We start from the raw sequence: 13,995 nt of genomic DNA on the forward strand, positions 1-13,995 counted from the left end.
ATAAGTATAGCTTTTTAATCACTTAAATTAATTCAGGATTTAAATAGTGCAAATATAGATAGAATATACAGTTTGTCCTATTTACAAAATGTTATTATTTAGAAATAATAAAATATAAAATTTAGTATAATTATTATTGACATGAAAAACTTTATTTACAAGAGAACCTCTTTCGCTATTTTTTTAACGTTTTTGGGTGGTGTAACAAATGCAGCGGATCCACAATTACGCCCAGAGTTAGAATTAGATGCTCTTCAGCGCCAGCAACAACGTGATGAAGCACTACAAAAGCAATTACAGCCCGAAGCTGTAGTACAAACGGGACTAGAAAAACAACTTCAAACTCAACCACAACTACAATATCTAAAATCAAATAGTGAAGATGTGTGTTTTGAAATTAAAAAATTTGTATTGATCGGGGATGATGCGCGTCAATTTACTTTTGCTATGCGCCCCGTCACGCAAGGTCAACATAATCTCATTGGCCGATGTATTGGGGTACAAGGCTTAAACCAAGCCTTAGATCTGATTCAAAACAGTATTATTAGTCATGGTTATGTCACCACACGTATGCTGCTCCCCCAACAAAACATTGCTTCGGGTGAAATTAAACTTCAAGTGATTGCTGGGAAAGTGGATCAAATTCAATTTGTTCAAGGGACGTCTAAGCGTGCTCACAAATTTAATGCCTTGCCTGTTCAATCTGGGGATATTTTAAATATTCGGGATATTGAACAAGGTTTAGAAAACTTTAAACGTGTGCCGACTGTTGAGGCTGACTTTAAAATTAAACCCTCAGAACAGCGTAATCAACCTGGCTATAGTGATTTAGAACTGGCATGGCAACAATCAAAACCCTACCGGATTCATTTAGGTGTTGATGATGCAGGCTCAGATTCAACTGGGAAATATCAAGGCACAGCAACCTTATCTTTAGACCATCTGTTTACTGCAAATGACTTGTTTTATGGCAGTTATAACCATGATTTGGGTGGGGGAGATCAAGGTAAACGCGGAACGGACGGTTATTACATAAGTTATAGCATTCCACTCAAATATTGGTTACTCAGCACCAGTTATAGCCAGTCTGATTATAACCAAACAGTTGCAGGTGACAAACAAAGCTATATTTATAGCGGCAAAAGCAAACTGATCGGGGCTGATTTATCTCGTGTGCTTTACCTTGATGCCAAACGAAAAACCATAGCAAGTGCGGGAGGATGGTATCGGGAATCACAAAACTTCATCAATGATGTAGAAATTGAAGTACAACGTCGAAAAACCGGCGGCTGGAAAGCCAGTCTGGATCATACAGAATATCTAGCCAATGCGACTTTAACAGGTAATTTAACCTATAAACGAGGCACAGGTGCATTTAATGCAATGCATGCACCTGAAGAGCAATTTGGCGAAGCCTATACCCATGTCGGTATTTTACAAGCCAATGCCAGTCTGCAAGTCCCATTTAAAGTCGGCAATCAATCACTACGATACCTTGCTGAATGGCGAACACAGTACAGTAAAAAACCCCTGACTCCACAAGATCGATTCTCGATTGGGAATCGCTATACCGTAAGAGGATATGACGGTGAACAGACCTTATTGGCAGATAATGGGTTTTTAGTGCGTAATGAAATCAGTGGCTCAATGTTTAAGCTTCCGATGCAATGGTACACAGCAATTGACTATGGTGAAGTGGGGGGTAAAACCGCACATGAACCGAATCCTTTAGTGGGAACAAGTTTGATGGGTGCTGCCTTTGGATTACGAGGGCAAATCTTAAAATCTGCCAGTTATGACGTCTTTGTTGGGACGCCGTTAAAAAAACCAGAACATTATAGAACAGACAATGTGACGACAGGATTTAGCCTGAACTGGATGTATTAAGTTTAATCATTAAGTCAAATAAAGATTTAAAAAGAATAGGTTGAAGCCATGAAATTTGAAGATATCGACATTATTTCACCCGCATTATTTCCCAAAGAACAATGGAATGAAGCAGAGGTGCTTGGTGGGATGACATGGTTATGGTTTGTATCAGAGAATTGCAAAAATTTAACTGTTTCAGATACTGCATTACGTGTGCTACCGACGATTAAAAGCCGTCAATTTGCACTGTTTAGCCATGATTCTCAACCCTTGGGCTATATTTCATGGGCAAATTTAGATGAACAGTCCGAAGCTCAATATGTGCATTCTGAACTTTGGATCTATACACACCCAAATTGGAATTGTGGTGATCGTATGTGGTTGATTAATTGGTTTGCACCTTTAGGTCACAGTGCTTTGATTAAAAGATTAATTGAAAAGTACTTATTCCCTGAGCAATGTTTTAGAGCACTTTACCATAAAGCTGATATTCGAGAGATTAAAGTCATGACGTTTCATGGTAAATCAGTTTCTAAATTAGAGTTAAGGGAATGGATCAAACAACACCCGATTTTGGCCACAAGTCGCTGATGGATGAAAAAGAACATTCAATCTTGAAAAAATATTAAAACATTGAGGTAAAACATTATGAATAAGAATCGTTATCGTATTATTTTTAGCCAAGCACGTGGCATGTTTATTGCGGTTGCTGAGATTGTAAAAAGCCGTACAAAAACTGCAGGGCAATCACATGCGATTGGTGAAATCGAAATAGAAGATATCACAGGTGCATCTTCAATCACCTATAAAAAAACTCAATCCGATTAATTTTGCTGTGGTGAGTTTATTAGGTGCAGCAATTTACACCTTGCCGATGGCAACCATCGCTGAAAGTCAAATTGTGGCAGATCGATCAGCACCAAATTCACAACAAGCCACGATACTCAATACCAGTAATGGCTTAACCCAAGTCAATATTCAAACCCCAAGTGCAGGTGGTGTATCACGCAATACCTATACCCAATTTGATGTGGGGCAGGAAGGTACGATTTTAAATAATGCACGAAATAATACTCAAACCCAATTGGGTGGTTGGGTACAAGGCAATCCATGGCTCGCCAAAGGTGAAGCCAAGGTAATCCTGAATGAAGTGAACAGCAGTAATCCGAGCCAGCTCAAAGGCTATTTGGAGGTTGCGGGTAAACAAGCGCAAGTGGTGATTGCCAATCCATCTGGTTTGGTCTGTGATGGCTGTGGGGTGATTAACGCAGATCGTTTTACCTTAACCACGGGTCAAGCAGTAATGCATCAAGGTTATCTGGATTCATTCCGAGTACGTGAAGGGCAAGTGACCATTGCGGGGAAAGGCTTAAATGGAAGCTTAACCCCATATACCGATATTTATACACGTGCTTTAAACGTCAATGCGGGTTTATATGCCAATGAGCTAAAAACCGTGTTGGGTCAAAACGACATCAATGTTCAAGATCAGAACTCAGCAAAGATTACAGCAACGACAAGTACCACATCCTCACCTACACCAAACTTTGCCCTTGATGTTGGAAAATTGGGTGGTATGTATGCTGGAAAAATATTTTTAGTCGGTACTGAAAAAGGTTTAGGGGTGCGTAACGCAGGGTCACTCAATGCTTTGAGCGGTCAAATGCATTTAAATGCCAATGGTGACTTAATCAATACAGGCAATATGATTGCCAATAAAGATCAAATTTCAATTCAGGCAAGCAATGTAAAAAACAGCGGTAATATCAGTAGCACACAACAACAAATACAAATTCAAGCCGACAATATTCAAAACAGCGGTCTGATCGCGACCCGTGATGAAATTAAACTCAATGCTCAAGGCAAGATTGACAATAATGAGGGTGTGATCAATGCAGGACGAATTGATTTTACCGCACAAAACTTAAGTAATAATAAAGGTAAAATCGAGCAAACAGGTCAACAGCAACTCAACATCAGTGCAAAAATCTTAGACAATACTCAGGGCTTAATTGGTCAGGCAACTAAAGAGAATAGTGGGACAGGGCAAACACCAGGTGGAACCACATCGCCAAGTGTGACAGATCCAGAGCAACAGTCTTCAGCGCAAGACTCAAGTACGGTTGAAGTCGCACCCACAGACCTGACCCCCAAGACTTTCGACGCTGGGAATATTCAGATTGCTCAAGATATTGCCAATGTTGAAGGTACAATTGTCAACAATGCGGATATCAGTTTAAACGTACAAGACAGTATTAAAAATAATGGTGGTGAAATTCAACTGCCGGAATTGCAATTTAATGGACAAAACTTTGACAACCAACAAGGTAAACTCACTGCGAATGTGGTGAATATCACTGCACAGCAGGTGGATAATCAAAAAGGTGTCATTAGTGCCAATCAACGCTTTGATTTAACCGCACAACAATTAAATAACAATCAAGGCCGTTTACAAAGCGCCAAGATACTCAATTTAAATTCAGCTGAGGTCGATAATCGTCAAGGTCAAATACTGGCTGCGGATGCATTAACTCTAAATTCTGCAAATACCAATAATACACAAGGCGTAATCGGTTCAGTCAATGCGGATGCCAAGCTGTCTATTCAAACTTTAGACAATACTAAAGGGGAGATTTCAGCACAGAATGTATACCTGACAGGTCAGCGCTTAAACAATCAACAGGGTACGATTCAATCCAAAACAGCAGATCTAAACATCAATGTTGATCAAATTGATAATGGTACGACGCAAGATTTAGCAGGGAATCTGATTGCTGCGCAAAATCTTAAATTGAATGCTCAGCAGTTACAAAGTACCGGGCAAATCTATGCTGGTAATAGTGCTGATTTAACAGCCAATCAATTACAACAGCATGGTCAATTGGCTGCACTGAATAAAATCAAGGTTCAAGCAAATACCATTGTCAGCGATAAAAATGCAGTATGGGTCGCTGGATTAGACAAAGACGGGAAACTGAGCAATGCCGATGCCACACTGAATATTGATGCGCAACAGGTTCAGCTGGCAGGAAAAATTTTGGCAGGCAATCAAATTCAAATTAAAGCCGCTCAAACAGCAGATTTAAGTCAAAGTGAAAGCCAAGCCAAAAAGATCAATATTGCAACAACCCAGCTGAATACCAGCAATGCAAAAATTATTGCGGATGAGCAACTGGATTTAACTGCAACCCAAAGTATTGACAATGAAAAAGGACAATACAGTGCGGGGCAAGTTAATCTCAACACTGCTAAATTAAATAACAAGCAAGGTCTAATTCAACACACAGGTAAAAATGACTTTATTTTAGATGTAGTGAATCAGATTGATAACAATGCTGGGCAGATTATTAGTAATGCCAACAAGACTGAAATCAAGACCAATACACTGAACTCGGTTGCAGGTGAAATTTTACATGCGGGTGATCAACAGTTAAAAATCACAGCACAAAATTTACAAGGTCAACAAGGCAAAATCCAAAGTAACAGCCATCTACAACTTGATCTAGGCATTACCAATTTAGACCAAGCGCTTACATCTGCACAAAATATTGATTTGAATGCAACTGAACTGAGCCATCAACAAGGACAATTGCTTCAAAGTGATGCTAATGGACAGTTGACGGTCAATGTTGCACAAACATTGAATAATACTTCTGGTGTAATCAGTGCTGCGGGTAATGCAAACTTTAAAACAGCGGATTTAAATAATCAAAGCGGTGTGATTCAAACCCTTGCTGAAAAAGACCTTAATGTCGTGAGCCAGAAACTCGACAACCAGTCTGGCAAAATCATTGCTGGACGAGATGCCAGTTTACAAGTCAGTGAGCTGAACAATGATACGGGGGCAGTTTATGCTGATGGCAAATTGGATATTCAAGCAACACAAGATATTCGTAACCAACAAGGCTTAATCGCATCGCAACAAGCATTGAGCATCAAAGGACAAAACCTCAATAACCAAAAAGGGCAAATCCAATCCGAACAAAGTGATGTCAATTTAAACCTAACGCAAAGCATCAATAACCAGTCAGGCAGTATTCAATCTGCACAAGTATTGAAGTTGGATACCCAGCAATTAGACAACCAAGCTGGACAATTGATTTCAGGCGCAGATAGCCAATTAAATCTGTCACAGCTGAATAACCAGTCAGGTACGATTTATTCTAAAAAACAATTAGATGTAAATGTTGCTGGTGAAGTAGATAACAGCGCTGGAACTTTAGCCGCAGAGCAAAACTTAAACTTAAATGCGCAGCAATTGGTGAATAAGACAGGACAAATCCGTTCAGAAAATGCCGATTTGAATTTAAGCATCGTTCAAAATATTCAGAATAATAGCGGTTTAATTTCAGCAGCAAAAAATCTGAATCTGACCGCGCAAAACGTGACATCGCAAAAAGGTAAAATCCAGTCAGGTGCAAATGCCAATATTCAGCTGAACAACTTAGACAATACTGAAGGTGTGGTTTATGCCGCGGAACAATTACAGCTTTCGGCAACAGGTGAGTTAAATAATACCCAAGCGATTATTGCAGCAGAACAATTGACTGAGATACAAGCGGATTCAGTCATCAATGACGCTGGACAAATCCGTTCGCAACAAGATCAACTGAAACTCAATGTTCAAAAGGATATCAGTAACCAAGCGGGTGAAATCTCGGCAGCTAAAGCGATTGAGTTGAATGCACAAAAACTCAGTAATCAAAAAGGTAAAGTGATAGCGGGTGCATCACTGAATGCTACAACACAACAGGTTGATAATACTGAAGGTATCGTTTATGCCAAAGATCAGTTGCAACTCGCTGTTACAGATCATCTGAACAACCAATCTGGTAGCATTGCAGCCAACCAACAGCTACAGATCCAAGCCAAAAACATCAACAACACGGCAGGCAAAATCCGTTCAGAACAGAACCAACTGGATTTGAATGTAGAGCAGAACCTTGACAATCAGACAGGTGAAATTTACGCGGGTAGCCAAGCCAAGATCAATGCAGCGGCACTGAATAACCAGCAGGGCACTATCTATAGCAAAAACCAGTTGGATTTAAATGCCACTCAACTGAACAATCAGCAAGGGCAGATCTATTCAGAAGCTCAAGCACAGGTTAAGGTTCAGGGTGATATTCAAAACCAAAAGGGTGTATTGGCAGCTGGGCAAAATTTAGATATTCAAAGTCATACGCTGAATAATACACAAGGAATCTTACGCTCAGAAAATGCTGATATTACGCTGAATGCGCAAGGACAATTGATCAATGCTCAAGGAGATATTTATGCTGGGCAAAATGCAAGTTTAAATAGTGTTGGTTTAGACAATAGTGTTGGACAAATTGCTGCACAGAATCAACTGAATATTGATACACAAAAACAGCAGCTCAGTAATCAAAACGGTAAAATTATTGCCAAAACTGTAGATTTAAAAACAGGAAAACTGGATAACCAAACAGGTTTAATTCAGGCTGAACAGTTGATTAAAATTGATACCCAACAAAATGCATTAATCAATAATAACTCAGGTGATCAAGCTGGTATTCTCAGTCAAGGCAGTCTTGATCTGCTCAATGTTTCTCAGCTCGAAAATACCAGTGGCTATATTGCTACGATTGGTTCAGCCAATATTACGGCACAGAATATCAATAACAACAGTGGTCAAATCAATAGCCAAGCAGACCTAACATTGCAACAACAAACTGCTGGCGGTCGTATCGATAACCTGGCTGGAAAAATTCAAGCACAGAAAAATGTCAGTTTAAACTCAGATACGATTAATAACAGTGGTGTGGGAAGTCATATTGTTGCTGGAGAAAAGTTGACAGCGCAGGCGATGAAAGTGATCAATACCCAGACCAAAGATAGCATTGTACTGGGTGGCATTGATGCTAAAAATATTGAAATCAATACACAACAACTCGATAACCAATCTGGCGTGATCCGTGCCAGTGAAAATGCAACATTGAATATCAACAACCAATTGAGTAATCAATTGGGTTCAATCAGTAGCTTGAATAGTTTAAATATTGGTACAGCCGATAAAACCCTGAATATAAACAATACAGATGGCGAGTTACTGGCAAAAAATCAGCTCAATCTGAAAGCCAATGAATTGGTCAATAAAGGCAAGATCATCAGTGAGGGCAATGTTGATATCGACTTAAAACAAAGCTATACCCATACCCAAGCGGATCAAATTGCAGCCAATGGCACACTTAAACTCAGTACCGAACAGGATTTAATCAATCAGTCTGAACTGAGCGCTGGGCAAAAAGTTGAACTGAATGCAAAAAATATTCAAAACCAAGCGGGTGCAAGTATTTCATCCAATGAAACGCATTTAATCGCACAAGACACCGTACATAATCAAGGCTTAATCAATGGTGATTTGACCCATATTCAAGCTGATCGTGTTTGGAATGATGGTGCACGAATTTATGGTACGCATGTTGCGATTCAGGCCAATACGCTTGATAACAAGTCGAACTCTGCTGGCACAGGCGCGGTGATTGCATCACGAGGTGATATGGACTTAGGGATCAAAATCTTAAACAATCAGTCGGGTGGTATTGTTAAAGAAAATGGACTTGATAATGCATGGATCTTTAGTGCAGGAGAACTCAATGTTGGGGGTAGCCTAGATGAGAATTTAAAAGCTCAAGGCAATGCAGAGCAAATTTATAATGGCAGTGCAGTGATTGAATCACTCGGGAACATGTATTTGGGCGCTAAGAATATCCAGAATGTGAATGAAAACTTAGTGATTAATGCGCTGGTAGAAAAAAGTCGCAAAAATATTACTGAATATGGGGATGATAACAACCGTTGGGATTCAAGTGTAGTTCGTTTTAAAAATGCAGGTGAAGCTAAGAATGCTGTACTTATTATTCCTGAAGCTGGCAGTAATATTCCGACAAAAAATTTTGGAGGTGGTGATGGAGAGGATTGGTATAGATATGAATTTACACGAATTCAACTTGAAGATGAAGTTAAAACCACCAGCCCAGCTAAAATTATTGCGGGTGGTAATCTGAGTTTCACACCGGATGCTCAATTTTTAAATAAAGATAGTCAAGTATTGGTTGGACTTGCAATTACCAATGGAATCCGGTCTATAAAAAATGACTCTACAGAACTAAAACATGTGGTGAGAGTGGATGAGGCAACGAATAAGAAGACATACCATACAGTAGAATATTGTGGAAAACTTAACAACAAAAAATGTAATCGAGAGCGGAGTGAGACCCCACATACACCAGCAGATGAGGTGAAGACTCAACCGATTCAGTTAGGGATTGTCAAAGAGTACACCACAAGTCAATCCAATAATCCTATTGAAAGTCTAAAGACTGGACAAGTGCAGCAAAAAATTGAAGATGCTGTATCAGCTAAACAAGCACAATTGAATATACAACAAGCATTAAATCAGCAGCTTGATGTGGATGCAGGCGCAGGCATTAGCCAAGATGTGACAGGTGTAGAAAAGCCACTGAGCCCAGATCAATTGAAGGTGGATTCACAGCAGTCTACAGAGGTCAATGCACAACAACAAAATGTAGATCAGGTTAAAAGTAATCAAATTGATGGGGTGAAAAATGATTCAACTGCAATCACTCAGACAGATGACATCACCGTTCGGACGATTTCACAAGATTATTTAACTTTACCGAGTAATGCATTATTTATTACCACCAAAGATAGCCAAGCTAAATATTTGATTGAAACGGACCCAGCCTTTTCCAATTATAAAAAATGGCTGTCCTCTGACTATATGCTGGATGCATTAGGACTTGATCCAGCGATGCAGCAAAAGCGTCTTGGTGATGGCTATTACGAGCAACGTTTGGTTCAGGATCAAGTCGCAAAACTTACAGGCTATCGTTTCCTTGAGGGTTATGGTTCAGATGAAGAGCAATATAAGGCATTGATGAATAATGGTTTAAGCTTTGCCAAACTTTATAATCTAAGACCGGGTATTGCCTTAACAGCGGCTCAGATTGCGCAACTCACCAGTGATATCGTTTGGTTAGAAGAAAAAACCATTAAACTTGCAGATGGTACAACCACTAAAGCATTGGTCCCACAGGTCTATGTTCAGGCAAGAGTGGGTGATCTAAAAGGTGATGGTACACTTATTTCTGCAGACTCGATTAAGTTGGATGTGCAAGGTGATGTGGTTAATTCGGGAACGATTGCGGGACGACAAGCAGTAGTTTTAAGTGCTGATAATATGGATGTATTGAATGGACGTATTCAGGCAAATCAAGTTGGACTAACCACAAAAAAAGATTTAAATATCATTGGTGGAACAATTCAAGCACAAGATAAAGTGGTTTTGGATGTTGGTCAGAACTTTAAGCTTGAGAGTTCTATGCAGAGTAGTGCAAATGATTTAGGGAAAAGCCAGTCGAGCTATACGGGGATTGATCGTTTAGCAGGAATTTATACATCAGCCTCTTCGAAGCCAAATACACAGGTGAGCAATACCGACAATCTTAAGACCAGTATTTCGATTCGTGTGGGTGGTGATACCACGATTAAAGGTGCAGCAATTGTTAATGATTCTGGAAATACTTATATTCAGAACAAAGGCGATTTAAACATTGAAGGTGTAAAAACCCAGAGCAATAACCGTGCGGTTACCGATCAAGACACCTATAGCTATATCAAAAAACAGCAGGATGTGGGCTCAGTGATCCACAGTAAAGGGGATACCGTCTTACAAGCGAATAACATCACAGTAAAAGGCTCGCAAATTAGCAGTGAACAAGGTACCAGCTATCTGGGTGCCGAACAAAACGTTAATATTGTTGAAGGGCGTCAAAATCTAGATAGCGAACAAGCTCAAAAGATTCAGAGTAAAGGTTTGCTCAGTAGCCGTACAGATCAAAGTAAAAACCATAAAGTAAGTGATGAGGCAATCGCGAGTACTGTTGAAGGGAAAAAAGTTGTTATTAATGCCAACAATATTAATATCCGTGGCAGTAATGTGGTTTCAGATGAATTAACGCAAATTCAGGCCAAGGAAAATGTCAGTATTACGGGAGCAGAAAACAAGTATTTAGATTATTCAGAGAAGATCACTAAAAAATCAGGACTGATGGCAAGTGATGGCATTGGTTTTAGCGTAGGTAAAAAGAATGAATTAACAGAACAAAAAAATACCCAGTTAACCAATACAGGATCAACAGTGGGTAGTTTAAATGGCAATACCAATATCATTGCAGGAAAAACATATCAACAAACAGGAAGTACAGTTTCATCAAAACAAGGTGATGTGAATATATTGGCACAACAAGTCAATATAGAAGCTGCAAAAGAACAAAGCACCAGTGATTATAAATATGAAATGGAACAAAAAGGCTTAACACTTGCGGTAAATGTTCCCGTCATAACCGCTGTGCAATCGGTATCGAATTCTGCAAAACAAGTTGGTCAAAGTAAAAATGACCGTGTCAATGCAATGGCAGCAGCCAATGCAGGATTTGACGCATATAAAGCTGGACAGTCACTTAAACAAATTGGCAAGGTTGCGAGTGATATTAAAAATGCGAGTAATGTAGAAGTTGGTGTAAGTCTAACCTACGGTGAACAGAAAAATACAGAATTTAGCCGTACACAAAGTACAACAGCCAGTCAAAGCCAAGTTTATGCAGGTGGAAAAACCAATATTGTTGCCACAGGTGCAGGAGACAAATCCAATATTAATATCATTGGCTCAGATGTTGTTGGAATGAAAGGCACTCATTTGGCAGCAGACAATGATGTCAATATTAAAGCGGCTGAACAAAAAATGATTGAGGAATCAGGGAACAAGAGTTCAGGCTGGAATGCGGGTGTTACTGTAAGTAATCAAACAGGGATGGGGATTACTGCTGGTGGAAATTTAGGTAAGGGTAAAGGTAGTGGCACAGACACCAGTTATGTCAATAGTCATGTGGGTTCTAAAGACAGCTTAACCACAATCAGCAGTGGTAATGCGACCAATATCATCGGTGGTCAGGTACAAGGAAAAGGTGTACAGATAGATGCTAATGAACTGAATATCGAAAGTCTACAGGACAAAGCCACGTATAAGAGCAAACAGCAAAATATCTCAGGGCAAGTCAGTGTAGGTTTTAGTGGAGGTAATGTTTCTGGAAGCGTTAGCAAATCGAATGTAAATGCCAATTATGCATCTGTCAATGAACAGTCTGGTATTTATGCAGGAGATGATGGCTACCAAATCAAAGTGAATAAAAACACAGATTTAAAAGGTGCCATCATTACCTCTACACAGGCTGCAGAAAACTTAAAGAAAAATAGCCTAGATACAGGTACGTTGACGCATTCAGATATTCGAAATGTCAGTGAGTATGATGCCAAAGGTATTAGTTTAAGTGCAGGGTTTAATGCAGGAAAAAGTGATGCGAAAGGACAAAGACAACCTGATACTGTGATTTCCACTCCAACAGAAATTGATAAACATGCATCCAGTATCACAGGTGTAAGTAAATCTATCGGCTTTGGGGTAGACAGTGAAAAAGACAGTAGTGTCACCAAGAGCGGTATTAATACTCAGAATATTACGATCCGAGATGAACAAGCCCAGCAAGCATTAACAGGTAAAACAGCAGAACAGATTAAGTCTGAAATACTGACCAATATTACGACCGATACAGCACGTGACAACAGTGGTGCACTTAAAAATAACTTTGACAAAGAAAAGGTTCAAAGTGAAATTAATTTACAGATGGAGGTAACGAAGAAGTTTGATGAAACTCGTCAGGAAGCTAAACAAGAAATCTATAATAAAGTTGATAAAATGAGAGCAGAAGCAGAAGAAATTAGACGTAATAATTATGTCAATGGAAAAAATGGTTATAACACTGCTGAATCGCTTAAATTGGAAGCTGAAGCAAATAAACTTGAAAAATATGCATTCTATATAGATGGAGCAATGGGGGCGCTATATGGTTATGGAAGTACAGAAGCACTTTCATATGTTGGTTCAGCTGTTGTAGCAGATCCAGTAAAACGAGCTGCAACCATGCCAACGCAAATATGGGAAATTAAATGTAATGGAGATTCCTTATATTGTGCTGATTCGAACACAGATAAATCCAAAAGACCATTAGAAGATGGAAAAGTGCAGATCGGAGATAAAAGACAAATTTTTAATATGAACGATATAAATCCAAATGAAAATACAGGTGTAATTACTGTTTCCAATAATGGAATTATGAACCCATTAGATGATGCCTTAAAAAATGCAGTGAAACAGAATTTATGGACAACAAATAAAGATGGGTTATTTGTTGTATATAACCCTCCAACTACGAATATTATTTCTGAATTATTGTATGCAGCCCATGACAAGAGTAATGATTTATTAGGTGGGCGGTTACCTTTAACAAATGCAGAGAAGACAAATATAGAATTATACAAATATGCTAAAGACCAAGGTTATTTACTTGACCTCAGTAATCATAGTCGAGGTGGTTTGACAACAAGTGTTGCAATACAAAATGCAAATCGTAATGGGCTAACTGCAATACCGCTTAATCAGGTTCGTTTTTATGGAACTGCAACGAATGTTCAAGATTATAGTGATTGGTTAATTTCAAATAATAAATTTTTGATTCCCAACTCTACAAATTCAACAGGAGTATATTCTGCAGTACATCAAGCAGATTTTGTTGGTCGTCCACCTTTGATTTTAGGTGGTAATCCATCAAGTGGAGGAACTTGTTGGCTATGTTATTCACATAGTAGTTATAGTGCTGAAATTCCATCTCAATTTTTAGTTAACGGAAAAGGAGAATATATTGATGGAAAAGGAAAGATAGTATCAAAAAAAGATAGAGTAACTAATGATTATTTCGACGAATATAAACAAAAATGGGGAAATAAGAATTCAACAAACTTATCTTTACCTATATTAGTACCATCCAGTAAACCACAGGAAGTAATTAAATATGAAAAAGATCCATTTTAAATTAGGTATACTGTGTCTACCTTTATTAATGCAAGGTTGTGCAACAAATGATAGCAATAGTCCTTTAGTTAGATTTTGGAATGATGGGTTTATCTATACTCCAAAAAGAGGGGAAGCTAATAAAAAATGTTCCCAAGAGTCAAATGAGGCCCAGA

General features: G+C 38.9%; 4 protein-coding genes. All 4 read left to right on the forward strand.

What is annotated here, in order from left to right:
* Positions 1–141: 141 nt before the first annotated feature.
* Genes AS4_RS07520 through AS4_RS21720 form a run of 4 tightly spaced genes read left to right on the forward strand, consistent with a single transcriptional unit; the run spans position 142 to position 13,840 of the window.
* On the forward strand, positions 142–1,887 hold the full coding sequence (locus AS4_RS07520) for a ShlB/FhaC/HecB family hemolysin secretion/activation protein (protein WP_096733741.1): 1,746 nt from the start codon (positions 142–144) through the stop codon (positions 1,885–1,887).
* 48 nt (positions 1,888–1,935) lie between these two features.
* Positions 1,936–2,460: a toxin-activating lysine-acyltransferase gene (locus AS4_RS07525; protein WP_096733742.1), complete on the forward strand. Its 525-nt coding sequence runs from the start codon at positions 1,936–1,938 to the stop codon at positions 2,458–2,460.
* 57 nt (positions 2,461–2,517) lie between these two features.
* Positions 2,518–2,697 (forward strand): ESPR domain-containing protein, encoded by a 180-nt coding sequence (locus AS4_RS21880; protein ID WP_197724434.1) that lies wholly within the window; start codon positions 2,518–2,520, stop codon positions 2,695–2,697.
* Positions 2,657–13,840: a two-partner secretion domain-containing protein gene (locus tag AS4_RS21720; RefSeq protein ID WP_197724435.1), complete on the forward strand. Its 11,184-nt coding sequence runs from the start codon at positions 2,657–2,659 to the stop codon at positions 13,838–13,840. Before AS4_RS21880 ends, AS4_RS21720 begins: the two co-directional genes overlap by 41 nt.
* Positions 13,841–13,995: the final 155 nt, after the last annotated feature.

The sequence above is a fragment of the Acinetobacter guillouiae genome (genome assembly GCF_002370525.2).
GTDB lineage: Bacteria > Pseudomonadota > Gammaproteobacteria > Pseudomonadales > Moraxellaceae > Acinetobacter > Acinetobacter guillouiae.